Raw genomic sequence first — 16998 nt, 5'->3', positions numbered from 1 at the left:
GCCTGGACGGGAGCAGGGGCGGGGGCAGGGGTGACGAGCTCTCCGGGCGCGGCCGCCACCGGGACGGGAGCGGGGAGCGCGGGCAGGGCGGGGGCGACGGGCGCGGGTGGCGCTGGGAGCGGCGCGACGGTGGTCCCGGGCGTGTCGAGGAGGGCTGCGGTGCGGTCCAGGGTGGCCGCCTGAAGGACCCGGTGGGTCTCCATCACGACGCCGTGGGCGGCGACGATCTCCCGGCGCAGGTCCCGCACCAGGTCGGCGGCGGGCGTGCCGACGGAGGCCACCGGTGCGGGTACGGGTACGGGCGTGTGCGCGGGCACCAAAGCGGGGGCCTGGGCCGGAACCGGAGCCAAGGGGCTCGCCGGTGCTGGGGTGGCCGGGGTGGCCGGAGTGCCTCCCCACGCGAGGGCGGTCACCGGGCCGCCGTCGAACGTGATGGCCTCCGGCGTCTCCAGCGTGGGGTCGGCGGGCATGACGGCGGGCACCTCCGGCGGAGCGGGCAGGTCGATGACGGCGGAGCGGGACCGGCCGGCGGCCAGGGCCGTGGCGGCCTCACGGGCGACGCGGTCCGGGATCGGCTCACCGCCGCCGACCCGGACCGCCGGGAGACGGCGGGCGGCCGGCGCGGGCACGTCCCGTACGGCGTCCCGGTCCTCGCCCCACAGCACCGTGAGGTCGACCGGCAGACCGTGCCCGACGAGCCGGGCCGCCAGGTGGGCGAGGCTGGTGGCGGGGGTCGCGCCCCGGCGGTCGACGCCGGCGGCCACGTGCGGTGCCTCCCCGAGCGTGTCGCGGATCCAGCGGGAGCAGGTGGCGCCCGGTCCCGCCTCGATGAAGTAGCGGAAGCCGCGGTCGTAGGCGCCCCGCACCAGGCGCGGGAAGTCGATCGTGGAGCGCAGGGTGTGCGCGATGCGCTGCGGGGATTCGGCGAGCCGCTCGGCGGGCAGCGCCTCGTAGTCGTAGGCGCTGAGGAGTTCCAGGTCGCCGAAGGAGCCCGTCGGGTAGTCGTTCAGCCGGGCCAGGCCGTCGAACTCGGCGTCCACGACCGGGCAGTGCAGGACCACGTTGGCGGGCGAGCGGGCGGCGGGGCAGCCCAGTTCCCGGATGAGCGCCCGGCACTGCTCGGGGTCTCCGCCGATCACCAGCTCGTTCGGCGTGTTGACGTGGGTGACGTGGACCCGGTCGTAGCGCGCGAGCGCCTCGGCGACCGGTTCGAGGGCCGAGAGCAGCACATGGGTGGACCACACGTCCCCGTCGGGCGTCTCCGGGGGCAGCTTCCACAGCTCGCGCACGGTGCGCCGGGGCCCGCACAGCCGGTCCTGGAAGACCGGGCTGTCGGTGATCAGCGCGTCGGAGCGGCTGCGGGCGTCCCATCCCCCGGTGGCGAAGAGCATGCTCGCCTCGCCGAGGCAGTAGCCGAAGCCGCCGTGCGCGGTGATCCCGAGGATCTCGCGGATCAGTTCGGTGTAGAGGATCGCGAAGCTGGTCCCGGTGGCGAGCATGAACGGGATGTCGTCGGCGAGGCATTCCTCGATCCGCATCATCTCGCGGCGGTCCGGGGTCTCGACCCCACGGGGGTAGAGCTGGGCCGAGCGCAGCATGCGGGCGGGCTCCGAGGCCAGCCGTTCGAAGCTGTCGAGCAGGCCGGGGAAGGTCCTGAAGAGGCCCCTGCCGAGGCCCGGGTAGGTGTTGAAGGCCCCGGGGTACACCAGGGCCACCCGCCCCTCGGGCCCGATCGGGCGCGGGGTGAAGAACGATCCCGCGGGGGTGCTCCAGGCCGTTCCGGCGGCGTGCGCGTCGGGCAGGCCCCGTGCCGCGAGCTCCAGTTGGCGGACCAGCGCGTCGCGGTCCCGGCCGATGAGGACGACACGCAGCCGCCTGCCGTCGAGGCCGCGCGCCGCCTCGCGCGCGAGCGCGGACGGATCGGCGCCGTCCGCGAGGAGCGCGGCGTAGCGGCGGAGTTCGGCCACCAGGGCGTCGACGGTGTCGGCACCGAGGGGCAGCAGGAGCGGGCCACGGGCCCGCGCGCAGTCGGCCGTGGGCCGGGGCCGGTCGGCGGACGGCACGGAGGACAGCACCAGATGGGCGTGCGAGCCGGCGGCGCCGAGCATGCTGACGGCCGCGTGCCGACGGCTGTCCGGGCGCTCCCGGAGCCAGGGGAAGGAGGTCTCCGGCACCTGGAAGGCGGAGGCGGCGAAGGCCTCGGCGAGGTCGTCGGCGGGGCGGCGCCAGCCCCGGGTGCCGGGCAGATGGGCGTGTCGCAGGCACAGGACGGTCTTGATCAGGGCGGCTGTCCCGGCCGCGCAGCCGGCATCGCCGATCTGTGCCTTGACGCTGCCGAGGACGGTGGCGCCCCCCGCCGGGTACACCTCGGTGAGGGCGGCGATCTCGGTCCGGTCGGCCGACTCCGTACCGCCCGCGTGGGCCTCCAGGTAGTCCACGTCGGAGGCGGAGATCCCGGCGGCGTCGAGCGCGGCCCGGGCGGCCTCGGCGAGGGCGGGGCCGGAGACGGGGGTGAGGGAGCCGTCGGCGGCGTCCGCGTAGCGCACGGCCAGCGCGTCGATCCGGGCGTGCACCCGGCCGGGGGCCGCTTCGGGGCGGGTGACGACCAGGGCGCCGGCGCCCTCGCCGGTGCGGCGGCCGCGCGCGCCCTCGTTGAAGGTGAGGCCCGGCTCGGCGCCGGGAGCGGGCTGGACGAGCAGGTTCTCGGCGGCCCCCGCGAGGTCGACGCCGCCGATCAGTACGGCTTCCAGGTCCGGGTCGAGCAGCAGCAGCCGGGCGACGTCCAGCGCCTCGGCGGTGCCGGCGCCCTCGGCGGAGAGCGTGAAGGAGGGGCCGGTGAGGTTCCAGCGGGAGGAGATCCGGCCGGCCATCACGTTGCCGATGTAGCTGAGCACTTCGTTGGCGCCGATCGGGTCGACGACGGCGTCCCGGGCGACCTCGTTCAGGGCGGCCCGCTGCTCCTCGGTCAGCCGCACCCCGGCCTTGTCGAGCTCGCGGCGCAGGAAGGACCCGAGTCCGTACCGGCTCAGCCTGGCGTGCGAGTACGGCTCGATCTCAGTGACGACGACGACCGCGATGCGGCGGGCGTCGGGGGTGTCGCGGCTGCCGGTGTCGAGCCGGTACCCGGCGTCGCGCAGCGCCTCGTCGGCGACCCTGGTCATCAGGGCGTGCTGCGGGTTGTAGATGCGCAGGTCGGCGGGCGGGACGCGCAGGGCGGCGGGGTCGACCTCGACGCCGTCGACGAAGGCCCCGTGGGGCGGGCCGGTGAGCCCGGCCGCTTCGAGCGTGCCCCCGTCGGTACGGTCGAGGCCCCTCCAGCGCCGCTCGGGCAGCGGCCGCAGGTCGTGCCCGCCCTCGTACACAGCCTGCTCGAAGGCGTCCAGCGAGTCGAGCGAGCCGAAGTGCGCGCCGAGGCCGATGACGTCGAGCGCGGGCAGGACCGAGGGCCGCTCACAGGTGTCCGGCGCTGCCGAGGCGTCCGGCGCGGCGGCGTCCGGGGCCTGGGCCTCCGGGACGTCCTGCGCCGCCGAGAGCACCACGTGCGCGTTCGTGCCGCCGAATCCGAAGGCGGAGACAGCGGCGCGGCGGGGGCCGGGGGTGTCCGGCCAGGGACGGGCGGTGCGGACGAGCGTCGCGGCGCCGACCTTCCCGTCGGGCGAGGAGACCGGCCGGTCCACCCCGATGGTCGGCGGGATCACGCCGTCCTCCATGGCCAGGACGACCTTGAGGAGACTGCTCAGGCCACCGACGGTCAGCAGATGGCCGATGTTGCCCTTGACCGACCCGAGCAGGGGTACGTCACCGTGGGCGCCGAAGAACTCGGCGACCGACTCCGCCTCCGTGGTGTCCCCGACCGGGGTGCCGGTGGCATGGCACTCCAGGTAGTCGACGCTCGCGGGGTCCACGCCGGCGTCCGCGTAGGCGCGGGCGAGGGCGTCCAGCTGCCCGCTCTTGCGGGGGACCAGCGGGTGGCGTCCGGCGCCGTCGTTGGAGAGGCCGATGCCGTCGACCACGGCGTACACGCGGTCGTTGTCGCGTACGGCGTCCTCCAGCCGCTTGACGGCGACCATGCCCGCGCCCTGGCCGGTGACGATGCCGCCGGAGCGGTCGTCGAAGGGCTGGCTGAATCCGTTCTCCGGGTAGGCGTGCAGATCGGAGAAGGACAGGTGGATCAGGGTCGGGTCGGGCGCACAGACCGCCCCGGCGAGCACCAGGTCCGCCTGGCCGGAGTCGAGGTGGCCGCAGGCGAGGCTGAGCGCGTAGAGCGCCGAGGAGCAGGCAGCGTCCAGGCAGTAGCGGGGGCCGCCGAGTCCGAGGGCGCCGGCGGCGACGGCGGCGGGCGAGCCGCTGACCCGGAGGTTCTCGGGCACGATCGCGGCGCGGTCGACGAGCGGGACTGCGCCGGGCAGGGAGTCGAGTTCGGGCGCGCCGGAGCAGCGCAGTCCGGCGAGGACGGCCTCCTGCGCCAGAGGGACGCTCACCTTCGCCGAAGTCGTGGTGGGGAACGAGTAATTGCCCATGACCAGGCCGGTCCTGGCGAGCAACTCGGGCCGGTCGGCGGCGCCGCAGTCCCGCAGGGCCTCCCGGGCGGCGTACAGCGACCAGTGGAAGAGCCGGTCGAGACCGGCGAGCCGGTCGGGGTCGATCCGGTAGCCGGTGGGGTCGAACTCGAAGCCGGTGATGAACCCGCCCCGGCGGGACACGATCCGGTGCCGGGGGTCGAGGTCACGCTCGTCGGGTTCGGCCCCGAAGACCTCTGCGCCTCCTTCCCGACGGCTGTCCGTGCCACCGCGCAGGCTCTGCCGGAACTCTTCGGGCGTTCGCGCTCCGGGGAACAGGCAGGAGATGCCCACTATCGCGTATCTGCTCATAACTGGGTGAGGTTCCTTCCCAAGCGGGAGATCCTGTGGGGCGGGCGGCGGCAAGCCGCCGCCCGCTCACTGATTCCGGTGCGGATACCGTCAGCCCGTGAACTTGGCCGCCAACTGCGGGGCCGAGACGACGGAGACGGCCGTGAACCTGGCCCTGACCTGTCCGTCGGGGGTGCAGGCGGTGATGTCCAGTCGGGAGTCGGGGCCGCCCTGGCCCACGGGCTCCACCACGACGAGGAACACCTCACCGGCCGTCAGCGGGCCGTACAGTTCGACCCCGCCCACGGCGAGCGGCAGCCCGGCGGTGCCGCGGAACCGGCGCACCCAGACGAGCGCGGCCTGGAGCAACAGGTCCGCGGAGCCGGCCGCGAACCAGTCGGACGAACCGCTGTCGGTGTCCGTCCGTACGGCCTCGCACTCCAGCACCAGGCGGGACTCGGAGTCGGCCAGGATCCGGCGCAGACCGCGCAGAGCAGGTCCGTGGAAGAGCGTGCCGTCGGCGTAGAGCCCGGCGGCGTCGGTCCCGGTGCCCGGCGCGGGAAGTCCCGTCACCGGCGCGGCCGGCGGAAGCGCGCCCGCGACGACCGTGGCCGCATAGTGCGGTCGTACGGTGTCGTCGACCAGCGACTGGGTGGCGACCTTGACCTCGCCGCCCCCGTCACCGTCGACCGGGGTCATCACCAGCCGGCACTCGGCGGGCTGGGTTCCGTCGAAGACGATGCCCCGGTGGACGGCGAAGTCGCGCAGCCGCACGGCCCGTCGCCCGTCGGCGTGTTCGACCGCGCCGAGCGCCCATCCCATCGCCACGACGGCGGGGAGGACCGGCGTCGCGTCGATGACGTGGTCGGTGACGAGCGAGGAACCGGCGAGGTCCGACAGGCACCGGGTCACCGTGCCGCCGGCGGCCGCGCCGGAGCGGTCCCGGGAACTCAGCGGGGTGGTCGGGCCGAGCACGGTCACCACGTCACCGGCCCGCTCGGGAGCGAACTGGTCGGCAAACATCCGGGCGCCCTCGGCGACCGGGATCAGGGCGATACCCCGCTCCTCGAACACCTTCCTGATCTGCGGGGAGACCATCCCGCTGTCCCAGGCGCCCCAGTTGATCGAGGTGACCCGCGTGTGCGGGAACGTCCGCCGCCGGGAGGAGGCCCAGGCGTTGAGCACCTCGTTGGCCATCGCGTAGTCCGACTGCCCCTGGTTGCCGAAGAATCCGGCGACCGAGGAGAAGAGCATCACGTGGCGCAGGTGCGTACCGCCCAGGGCCGCCATGACGGAGCGCAGTCCGGTCAGCTTGGGGGCGAAGACCCGCTCGATCTCGGAGGCCTTCTTCTGCGCGATCATCTGATCGGCGAGCACCCCGGCCCCGTGGACCACGCCCGTGACCTCGTCCTTGTACCGGGCGAGGGCTGCCGCGGTCGCGGCCTGGTCCGTGATGTCCACCGGCAGGTACTCGGCGCGGCTCCCGGCCGCCCGCAACGCGTCCAGGGTCGCGCGGATCTCCCGGGCGCCCGCGACGGCCGCGGCGAGCTGGCCGACACGTCGGGGGGTCGGCTTCTCGCCTGCGGCGGTCAGCGATGCGGCCGCCGCCGCCTTCAGGTTCTCCTCGGGCAAGCCCTGCGCCCAGGCGGGTTCCTCGTCGAGCGGGGTCCGGCCGAGAAGCAGGAGGCGCGGCTGGTGACGCCGGGCCAGTTCGACGACGCAGTCCGCCGTGATGCCCCGGGCGCCGCCCGTGACGACCAGCAGATCGTCGGCGGTGAGGGACGCGGCGTCGGCGGCCGTGAGCGGCTCGCCGGCCACCGCGAGCCCGACCCTTCGGGTGCCGTCGTGGCCGACCTGTACGGGCTCCACGGCCGAGTCGGCGGCCTCGTCGAGCACCAGGGCGGCCGCGTCGGCCGGGTCGATGCCGGGCGTGAGGTCCACGGACCGGCAGAACAGCTCGGGCTCCTCCAGGGCCAGGGTCTTCACGAGCCCCGCGACACCACCGGCGGGGGCGGCCTCCTCGGCGACCCCGGTGAGGCCGAAGGCCCCGTCGAGCCGGGTCACGGCGAGGAACGCGGCACGGCCGTGCGCAGCCATGTCGGTCAGCGGGCGGACGACGTGCCGCGCGAGCAGGAGGGAGTGCGCCAACCTGCGTACCCCGTCGTTCCAGTCGCTGTCGGTGCGGGCGGTCACGTCGACGACGAGGCCGATCCGGGAGGTGAAGACGGCCTCGACGCAGGCCGCCAGCTCGGTGGTGCCCCAGCCCGTCAGGGCGTAGTCGTGCACACCGGACAGGCGCGCCGGGACTCCGGGGAGCCGCAGGACGTGCACCTGGCGGCCGGTGGCGGTAAGCCGCTCGACGATCCGCGCGGCCAGTTCCGAGCCGTCGTCCACGACGAGGGCGCCCTGGTCGGCGGGGTGGGCGTCGAGCAGCGGGTCGGCCGCGGGGAGGGTGACGAGGGCGGCGTGCGCGCGGAGGATGGGCGAGAGGGCCTCGGACGCCTGCGGGGAGGCGGCGGGAGCCGGGTCCGCGGAGGCGGCGGGAGCCGGGTCCGCGGAGGTGGCAGCGGGCGCGGCCTCGGTCGCCGTGTTCCCGGTCGGGCCGGCGACGAAGTCGACGATGTCACCGAGGGTACGCAGCTCCGCAAGCTGCTCAGGACCGGCCGACGACACCACACCGAACCGCTCCTGAATCACCCCCATGATCTCGACACGCTTGATCGAATCGATCCCCAGATCCGACTCCACACCCATGTCGAGCTCCAGCATCTCCGCCGGATAACCCGTCTTCTGCGCCACCACCTCCAACAGCACCGACCGCACCGTCTCCACATCCACACCAGCAGACGCAGGAACAGCAGCAGCCGCAGCCGGGGCGGGCTCAGGAGCGGAAGCGGGCTCCTGAGCCGGGGCGGGGGCGACCTCCGAGACCGGTGCCGCGGCCGACTCCGGGGCCGGGACCGGCACGGGCGGGGTCCAGCCCGGGGGAAGCGCCGGGAGGACGGGGGGCTCCGGCAGGGCAGGCGCCTGGACGGCGGGCCTCGGCGCGGGGGCGGACGGCGCGGGGGCCGCGGTGGCGGCACCGCCCATCTCCAGGTGGGCCAGCTGCCGCAGTACGTCGTTGGCGTGCGCGTGGGTGCGCCCGATCGCGAGGCCGTGCTCTTTGACGGAGCTCACACCCGGCAGGACCTGGTCCAACTGCCCCTGGTCGGCGGCGCGTTCCAGGATACGGGTGAGGCGCTCGACGCTCTGCAGCTGGCCGTTGAGGTACTCGTCGTGGAGGGAGAGATGGTCCGAGACGAGTTCGGTGAAGCGATCACTTGGCATGTGCTCGTTCTCCTGAGCAGGGGGCAGGGTATCCGGAGGGATACGGACGTTCCCTGCTGCGGTACCGGTGACCGTCGGGACGGCCCGGGTCGGTTCGGGGAGGGGCTGCTCCGTCGCCCGAACGGGGGCGGCCTGCGGGAGGCTCGGGGCCGGGGGTTCCGCACGTACCACCGGCTCCGCTCCGCGCGCCGCCGGTACGACAGGGGGCGCGGCGGCCGCGGGCGGTGCCACGGCCGCGGGCACCCGGTAGCCGTTGGACAGGGCGTTCTGGTAGGCGGCCCGGCGCTCCGGGGACACGTAGTTGATGCCGTTGAGCATGAGCGTCATGCCCTTGGTGGGGACGGGCTTCTCGACAGCGGCGGCGTACCGGTCGGTGACGGCGACCGGGAGACCGAGCACCGCGAGCCGTGCCACGGACTGCTTGAGAGTGAGGTCGGCGTCCTTGCCCGGTCCCCCGTCGAGGGCGAGCGCGCTGTGCGGACGGTCGCCCAGGATGCGGCCGACCAGCCCCGTGAGGACGGAGTTGGGACCGAACTCGACGAAGACCCGGAACCCGTCGGCGTACATCTCCTCGACGCGCGCCGCGAACTCCACCGGGTTGATGAGCTGTTCGGCGAGGACACGGCGGTTGTCAACGGGGTCCGTGCCGTAGGCGGCGCCGGGGCTGTTCGCGTAGACGCGCCCGCGCGGCACGCCGATGTCGACGGTGTCGACGACGGTCCGGAAGTCGTCAACGGCGTGGGCGACGAAAGAGGTGTGGAAGGCCGCGGAGACCGGCAGCCGTCGGGCGCGCACCCCGGCGAGGCTAGCGGCCTCGACCAGGCGGTCGACCTCCACGGTGGCGCCGCCGATCACGATCTGGTCGGGGGCGTTGCGGTTGCAGACGCGCAAGCCCTCGCGCTCCGCGAGGAGCTCGGCGACGCGCTCCTCGGGGGCGAAGACGGCGGCCATGGCGCCGGTGTCCTCGGCGGCCTGCCCGGAGGCGGGCGACATGGCCCGGCCGCGGGCGCGGGCCAGCTGGTGGAGGGTGTCCTCGTCGTACGCTCCGGCCGCATACAGGGCGGTGAGTTCGCCGAAGCTGTGGCCGAGGAAGCCCTCGGCCTCGAAGCCGAGTTCGGTGAGGTACCGGAACTGACCGGCGGAGAGGGCGCCGATGGCGGGCTGGGCGTAGGCGGTGGCACGCAGTGCGGCCTCCTGGGCGGCCCGGCCCTCGTCGTCGACGAGCGGCGGCGGGAACGCCACCCTGGACAGCGGGGTGTCCTCGCGGAAGTGCTGGTTGGCGCGGTCGAAGGAGGAGCGCAGCGGGGGCAGCGCCAGCACGGCGCTCAGGCCCGGGTCGACGTACTGGCTGCCCTGTCCGGCGAAGAGCGCGGCCACCCGACCCGTGTCGGCGGCGGACCGCCGGTAGTGAACCCCCTTGGGGTGGGACCATTCGTCGCGGTCCGTACGGGCGCGCAGTTCGCCGAGCGCGAGTTCGCGCAGCGCGTCGGCCTCGGCCTCGTCGCGGGCCACGAAGGCCACCCGGGCGTGGGCCGCGGGGACGGGTCCGCCGGTGGGCGGGGTCTTCGCGGTGAGGGCGTCCGCGAGGGCCTCGGGTCCCGCGGCGTGCCAGAGGTGGACGCGGGCGACCGGGAAGCGGACCTCCAGGTCGTCGCCGTCGCCGTGCTCCTGGAGCACGGCGTGGAAGTTGGTGCCGCCAAAGCCGAACGCGGAGAGCGCCGCCCGGCGCTGCGGTCGCTTCGGGTCACGGATCCAGGGCCGGGCCTTGGTGTTGACGTAGAACGGGCCGTCCGTTCCGAAGGCGGCGCTGGGCCGGTCCACGTTGATGGTGGGCGGCAGGACCTTGTGGTGCAGCGCGAAGGCAAGCTTGATCATCGCGGCCGCGCCGGCCGCCGCCTTGGTGTGGCCGATCTGGGACTTGACGCTGCCGATGGCGGCGTATCCCCGCTCGCCCCCGTCCTTGGCGACCACCTCGGTGAGCGCGCTCAGCTCGGTGGCGTCGCCGACGGCCGTGCCGGTGCCGTGCGCCTCGAACAGCTCGATGCTGTCGGGGGCCGCGTCGGCGTCCTGGTAAGCGCGACGCAGAGCCTCCATCTGGCCCTCCTTGCGGGGGGCGTAGATGGACTTGAAGCGTCCGTCGCTGGAGGTGCCGAGGCCGCGGATGACCGCGTACACCTGGTTGCCATCACGTTCGGCGTCGGCGAGGCGGCGCAGGGCGAGCATGCCGATGCCCTCACCGATCAGCGTTCCGTCGGCCTCGCTGTCGAACGGGCGGATCCGCCCGGACTTGGAGAGCGCGGGCGTCTTGCTGAAGCAGAGGTACATGAAGATGGTGTTCTCGGCGTCGCAGCCGCCAGTCAGCATAGTGTCGGCGCGCCCCTCGAGGAGCTCGCTGACGGCCGTGCGGACAGCGCCGAGCGAGCTGGCGCAGGCGGCGTCGATCGTCATGTTGATGCCGCCGAGGTCGAACCGGTTGGCGATGCGGCCGGCGACGACGTTGCCGAGCATGCCGGGGAAAGAATTCTCTTCCCACGGGGCGTACGCCATACGGAACTTGGCGGCGATCTCCTCGGCGTCGCGCTCGGAGAGCCCGCAACTCCGGATCACTTCCTTGAGCACGGGGCTCTGGAGGCGCGCGGTGAGGGGCTGGGTCAGCTGGTTGGCGCCGGTGATGCCGAGGACCACGCCAGTGCGCTTCGGGTCGTACCAGCCCTGGTCGGCTCCGGCGTCCTTGAGGACGTCGCGGGTGACCGTGAGGCTCAACAGCTGGAGCACGTCGGTCACTTCGAGCGTGTTCGGCGGGAGGCCGAACTCGAGGGGGTTGAAGGGTACGTCGGGGATGAAGCCGCCGCGCTTGGCGTAGGTCTTGTCGGGCACCGAGGGGTCGGGGTCGTAGAACTCATCGACGTCCCAGTGCCCGGCGGGCACTTCGGTGGTGCAGTCGGCCGCGGTCACGACGTTGGCCCAGAACTCCCGTACGTTCTGCGACTTCGGGAAGAGTCCGGACAGGCCGACGATGGCGATGGGGTCCCGGGCGAGTCTGCGGTCGAGCATCCGTTCCTGGAATTCGTTCACTGCGTGTCCCTCCGGGTCTTGACGAGCTGTGGAGGCCGGGAGGCCGGAATCAGACCGGCGATGGCCCGCGAGGCGTCCGGGCGGATCAGCATGGTGTAGTGGTCTCCTGGCACGGAGTGCGCCTCCAACGTGCGATCGGCCAGTTCGGCCCAACCGAGGGTCGGGTCAGAGGGGATGAGGCTGTGGTGCGCCTTGATCTGGGTGAGGGGCACGGTGGCGGGCACCGGACGGTACGTGAAAGTCAGCCTGTTGTTGCGCAGGAGCCCCGCCGTGTAGGCGTCGAAGAGCTTCCGGATGCTCTGGACCGGCGTTCCCTCGGGCAGCGCGCCGCACGCCACGGCGTCCCGGAGCAGCTGCTCCAGTCCGACGAGGACGTGGTCGGCGCCGACGGTCGAGGACGGGACCTCGGACGACGTCGCGGACGGGGTCCGGAAGGGAACGTCCGTGCCGCGCTTGGCGCCGAGGAACATCGCGAACCAGCGCAGGACGATTCTGGGGTCGACGCCGTCGTCCTCCGCGTACGTGTACGCGCCCGTCGGCGCGACGCTGTCGAGCAGCACGACGCCGTCCGGCCGTTCCTCGGGCTTCAGACGCTCCGTCATCCCGTGCGCAAGGACCCCGCCGAAGGACCAGCCCACGAAGGTGACGGGCCCGGCCGGGCCGCCGCCCACCGCGTCGGCACCGCCGTGGTCCGCGCGGTAGGCGGCGATCAGGATGTCGATCAGGCGGTCGACGGTCAGGTCGGACGCGCCGGGATCCAGCGCCGCCTCCAAGTACGCAGGGACCGCGCCGACGTCGAGCACGACGAACCCCGTGTCCTGCGGCAGCGCTCCGGCCAGGTTGGCCCAGGCCACGACCGGCAGTGCCCCGGGGTGAACGGCGTAGACGGTACGGCCACCGGGCGGGGTCGCCCGGTGACGTACCAACACCTGTGCGGCGGCCGCTCTGCTAGGCCGCGGCGCCACGCTGAGCACTCTCCTCGGCTATGTGTGCCGACAGGGCCTCGATGGTCGGGTGGTACCACAGCGCCGTGGTGCCCAGCTCGAACCCGAGCCAGTTCTCCATCTCGCCGGCGATGACGAGCGCCTCGGTGCTGTCGAGGTCGAGCTCGTCGAAATACTGTCCAGGAGAAATGCTCGACGGGTCTTCACCGAGCCGGTCCGCGATCTTCTGTACAAGCCATTCCTGAACCTCGCCGGCCGTGACCTTGACCATTACCTGTTCCTTTCTAGAACCTGCGCGCACCTGCCACCCCGGACGCAAACTGAATTAGGCTTCCGGGGTGCACGGGTCTACGTGAGAGAACAATGAGCGGTCAGGCCTCCGCTCGCAGTTCGAAAGCCTAGGGAGAGTTTCACCGACTGCGCAACTCATCTTTTGGTCAGCGACTTCCCATTTCCGAAGCGCCGACAGCGGCCGGCCCGGAGACGGCCGCGGGCCGCCACAACCGGGCCCACCAGGAACGACACCCGGATTCCGCCCCGCGCGCCCCCACGGCCCACCCCTCCTTGCGCAGACGAGCCGGGGGAAGCGGCTTCGGCAGCCCCATCGAGCCTGGTCCGAAGCTCTTTCGGAATGTCAGCGGCGCGTCAGGAGCAGCTCAGCGCGCCGTCCGGGCTCTTTCGTATCGCGGGAAAGGCCGTATGCAATTCCATGCCCTGCTTCATCTCGCCCCGCCGTGACCCGAATCACCCGCCAGGCAGACGTGTGCCATTGACTCGGCCGCGTCCCAGCAATTCGGTTGCAGTGCGGCACACATGATTGCAACTACGGTGACATCTGGATATCCCGAAAAGAAATAATCCACCACCACCCATCGTACGGACTGTCTTCTCCGCGAGAGTTGGGAAAGATCTGAAATGCCGGCCGAGAACGAAGAGTCCTGGGCGGTCACGGCTCGCCAAGGGGAGTTGGGTGCCGTCGATTACGCCCTGTCGGCAGGCGGCGGAATTCTTCTGACCGGGAACGCGGGCGTCGGCAAGACCCGCTTGCTCGCGGCCTCTCTGGCGCGCCTGGCGGCCCGCGGCCGCACCTTGGTGGCCGTGGGCGGCGTCGGCGGGCCCGAGAGCGGCTGCAGAGAACTTCGGCTCGGTCTCCGAGTGCCTGGACCACCTGGAGTCCGCCCGGTGGCACAGCGATCCCATCCGGCGCACGGTCGTCGGCTTCGACGACGCCCACCTCCTGCCCGAGTCGTCCGCCGCCGCGTCGGCGGCCCGGTGGACTCCGGCACCCCTGAGGGGGACCGGCGGGCGGCGGGCGGGGGCCCGCCATCGGAGGGACGCCCGGGTATTGGGGACACGGTCCCGGCACGGGCACGGGCAAGGACCGGAAGGGTGCGCCTCAACCGGTGACCGCCCCCACCCCCCGCTCGACGACGAGCCGTACGAGCTCCGGGGCGGCGCCCAACGGCGCGGACAGGACGTCCGCCCCGGCGGCCGCCGCCTCGGCGGCGATCCGATCGGGAAGGAGGCCGGGAGCGAGGACGTACGGGGCGACGGCCACCCGCCGCAGCCCTCGGGCGCGCAGTTCCCGTACGGCGTCGCCGGGGCGCTGCTGGGGACCGGTGACGTACGCGGGAAGGGCGTCGCGCCAGCCGGCCCGCCGCAGCGCTCCGGCCACGGCGGCGACGGACGCGCGCGCGTCGGCATCCCTCGAACCGGTCGCGGCGACTGCGACGCCGGTCGATTCCCGGTCGGCGGGGCCCAGCCCGGCTTCGAAGAGCCGCCGTTCGAGCGCGGCGACGAGCAGGGGCGATCCGCCGAGGACCTCGGTCCTGCGCACGAGCACGGGCCAGTCTCCTGCCAGGGCTGCGGGGAGGTCTGTCATGGCGTGGTAGGCGCGGGAGAGGAGGAGGGGGACGACGACGACCCGGTCGGCGCCGGCGGCGACGCTGTCGCCCAACGCGTCGGCGATTCCCGGCCGGTCGAACTCCAGGAAGGCAATCTCGGTCCGCAGGCGGGCGAGGGACCGGACGCCGTCGGCGAGGGTGCACAGGGTGGCCGAGTGCCGGGGGTCGCGGCTGCCGTGGGCCACCAGGAGCAGGGCCGTCCCGGCCGGCCCGACCGTACGTACGACGGGCATGGCGTGCGTGGCGAGCATGCGGCCGACGGGCATGCGGCACCTCCTGTCCCCCGTACGACGGGAGGTTCCGCCGCGCTCGGCACGCTACGCGACGCCGGTCACACGCCACTGACCGTGCGCTGACCGACCGGGGAGCGGAGACGGGCAGGGCCTTACGGGAGCCTGTCGGCGGCCCCGCCGGCGCTCGCGTCCGGCAGACATCTCGGGGCACGGCAGCCGTGGCCTCGGAGCCGGTTCCGGCCAAGGACGTCAGCGTCCAGCTCGGCAGAGGCACCCGGCCCGGGCAGGTCGAACCAGTGCGCAACAAGCTCAGGCGTCTGGCTGACCGAGGCTGGCTGCACCGTGGCCCAGCCGGCCGCTTCACCGCCCTGCCGCAGCCGTCCGTCTGACCGGCCGCGGCCTGATGTCGGTAACGCGCGGGCCGCCGACGGGAGTTGGGGATTTCATGCGAAAGAACACCAGCCCCGCCGAGGGCGCTGAGGGGCTTGTCCACCAGTGCCGCCTGCCGCTGTCGAGCGCCACCCTGGACCTGGTCTCCGGCCTGGTCCGCGGTCACCTGAAGAAGATCCGCTCCCGCTGGCGCAAGCTCCCGCCCGGCCGCATCGCCCTGATCGTCCTGGCGGTCCTCCGCCACGACCAGCGGCTTTGTGACATGGCGGGCGGCAACGACGTCTCCGCCTCCACCGTGCGCCGCTCTCGCCGCCGCCACACAGTTCTACGAACGGGAGGGACACCTTCGAGTGCGCAGGAACCACGTCGAGCGGATTGTCCTCGGTGGTAATGATGGCGAGGACCAGGAGGAGCGGGAGCTCCGTCTCGGGGCATGGATCGGAAACCAGCGCTCGCGGGCGGCGACGCTGTCGCCGGAGCGGGTGGAGTAGCTCTCCGCCATCGGCATGCACTGAGCGTAGCCGTACGGACCAACGCGCGGGGCTGGGCCCCTGCCCAGCGCCGCCCTGGGAGTACCCGCCCGGCAGGAGTGCTGGCAGCCACTGCCAGGACAGCCCGGAGGAGTTCATCTCCTGCTGGGGCGCCGGGTAAGAGGTCCAGATCGTTGGTGGGTACGAGCAAGGCGGGCTCGATCAGCGGCAGGATCCGACACACCGGCCATGTCCGCAACCGCGCGCCGGGTGACCCGTCTCTGCGCGGCCGTTTTTGAGGGAAGTTCACTGATCGCTACCCTGTCAGAAGTGGGGTCCCTTCCAGGCAGCACGGTGATGGGGTGACGGGGGATGCGACCGGCCCGCACCCGGAGTCGTCGTCACCCGCTTCAACTCCTCAGCCACCGCCGGGTCGTCGGCCTGCCCGCTCCACTCGGCCTCGATGAACTGCCCGATCACTACCTCTGCGGCCTCCAGCCGGGCCACCTCGGCATCGATCTCGGAGAGCTCCTTGCGCAGCCGTTCGGCGCGATCGGCCAGCACAACCCTTCGCTGCATCACCCAGACCAGCACATCCGCCACCAGCAGCCCCTGCATCGCTGGAGATGGAAGGACATCCGCCGATGGCTGAAGGCTCCCGATGGGAGCTGGAAGCCGATCTCGTTGGACGGGGTCGAGTTGTTCGACATGGCAGCAATGCCGGTTGCCGGCCACCGCTACCGAGGCAATAAGATCCCCAATCCTTGGAGCCCTGCATAACCACGCAGAACGGAAGAGACCGTGGAGAGCCCCGTACTCGGAGACGGGTACGGTTTCCGTCCCCAACGAGGCTGCCACACCGCGCTCGCGACTCTCATCGCACGACCGCGCCACCGTTTACGTCGAGGGTGAGGGTGGGGTCCCGGCGGAGCATCCGCTGGTGCGCGTCGCGGACGGCCTCGGACGGTTCGAGGCCGAGCTCGGACACGAGTCGGGTGTGCAGCCGACGGTACGTCTCAAGGGCCTGCCAGATCCGCCCGACCTGGTACTGGGTGACCATCAGCTGAAGGTGGAAGCGCTCGTGCATGGGGTAGCGGGCCGTCAGTTCCGTGAGCCTGCCCAGAATTTCGGCGGTCGGCCCGGAGGCCAGGTCGACGGCGACGCAGGTCTCCAGGACGCTGAGACGCAATTCCTCGAGCCGCAGCGCCTCGACCTTCAGCGGCGGGCCTTGGACGACGTCCGAGAGTGCGTCACCCCGCCATAAGGAGACAGCCTGGTTGAGGAGTTCGGAGGCGCGCGTGTGTTCTCCCCGGCGTGCCGCCGTCAAGCCGGCCGCGGCCAGGCTCTCGTGCTCCAGCGCGTCCACGAACCCGGGGCCGATGTTGAGGACGTACCCGCCGTGCGTGGTCGCGAGGATCTCCTTGACCCGGCACTCCGTCCCGCTCTTCACACTGGCGGCGGTGATCGCACGCCGCAACTGCATCATGTACGTCTGCAGCGTCGCCTGGGCGCTGCGTGGTGGGCTGTCGCCCCAGAGTTCGTCGACCAGCTCCCACATCGGCACCGTGTGCCCCGCCCGCAGCGCCAGCAAGGCCAGCACCTGGCGGTGCTTGGCAGCGCTGGGTGTCCACGCCGTACCTCCCAGGCGCGCGGCCAAGGTCCCCAGCAACTTGACATCCATTTAGCCAACTCCCCCCACGTACCCGTAGGCGTCCCGATGATGGCACGGGCGATCAAACTCCAGTAGTGATTCGGTAAACAATCGGCCGTAAACCGTCACGTGATCTCCTTGGCTGGATCTCGCC

9 protein-coding genes are annotated in these 16998 nt (G+C 72.7%); 2 read left to right on the top strand and 7 right to left on the bottom strand.

All coding sequences use genetic code 11. The features are described 5' to 3' along the window. The 5 genes from BIV24_RS28890 to BIV24_RS28870 all read right to left on the bottom strand — a co-directional run. Positions 1-4871: beta-ketoacyl synthase N-terminal-like domain-containing protein (locus tag BIV24_RS28890; protein WP_281247780.1), on the bottom strand; the 4871-nt coding region annotated here is incomplete at its 3' end. A gap of 90 nt (positions 4872-4961) precedes the next feature. After that, positions 4962-11252 (bottom strand): type I polyketide synthase, encoded by a 6291-nt coding sequence (locus BIV24_RS28885; RefSeq protein WP_071369420.1) that lies wholly within the window; start codon positions 11250-11252, stop codon positions 4962-4964. Beyond that, positions 11249-12217 carry a thioesterase domain-containing protein gene (locus BIV24_RS28880; protein WP_177198852.1) on the bottom strand — a complete coding sequence of 323 codons (969 nt, stop codon included), beginning with the start codon at positions 12215-12217 and terminating at the stop codon, positions 11249-11251. The genes BIV24_RS28885 and BIV24_RS28880 overlap by 4 nt, the downstream gene beginning before the upstream one ends. After that, positions 12201-12467, bottom strand: a complete 267-nt coding sequence (locus BIV24_RS28875; protein ID WP_071369419.1) for an acyl carrier protein — start codon at positions 12465-12467, stop codon at positions 12201-12203. The genes BIV24_RS28880 and BIV24_RS28875 overlap by 17 nt, the downstream gene beginning before the upstream one ends. Before the next feature lie 1125 nt (positions 12468-13592). Next, a complete protein-coding gene (locus BIV24_RS28870) occupies positions 13593-14366 on the bottom strand; it encodes a sirohydrochlorin chelatase (protein WP_342745293.1) in 774 nt (257 codons plus the stop codon). 412 nt (positions 14367-14778) lie between these two features. On the opposite strand from BIV24_RS28870, the gene BIV24_RS33690 reads away from it, so the two are divergent. Then, entirely contained in the window at positions 14779-15114 is a 336-nt protein-coding gene (locus BIV24_RS33690) for a hypothetical protein (RefSeq protein ID WP_245766981.1), read from the top strand. After that, positions 15074-15214 (top strand): hypothetical protein, encoded by a 141-nt coding sequence (locus BIV24_RS28865; protein ID WP_425442601.1) that lies wholly within the window; start codon positions 15074-15076, stop codon positions 15212-15214. Before BIV24_RS33690 ends, BIV24_RS28865 begins: the two co-directional genes overlap by 41 nt. 303 nt (positions 15215-15517) lie before the next feature. Here the strand turns inward: BIV24_RS28865 and BIV24_RS28860 are convergent, their stop codons facing one another. Then, entirely contained in the window at positions 15518-15811 is a 294-nt protein-coding gene (locus BIV24_RS28860) for a hypothetical protein (protein ID WP_071369418.1), read from the bottom strand. Between the two features lie 256 nt (positions 15812-16067). Beyond that, positions 16068-16874, bottom strand: coding sequence for an AfsR/SARP family transcriptional regulator (locus BIV24_RS28855; protein WP_071369417.1), 807 nt, complete (start codon positions 16872-16874; stop codon positions 16068-16070). Positions 16875-16998: the final 124 nt, after the last annotated feature.

It is taken from the genome of Streptomyces colonosanans (assembly GCF_001866645.1).
GTDB classification, from domain to species: domain Bacteria; phylum Actinomycetota; class Actinomycetes; order Streptomycetales; family Streptomycetaceae; genus Streptomyces; species Streptomyces colonosanans.
This window is presented reverse-complemented; position numbering and strand designations above follow the sequence as displayed.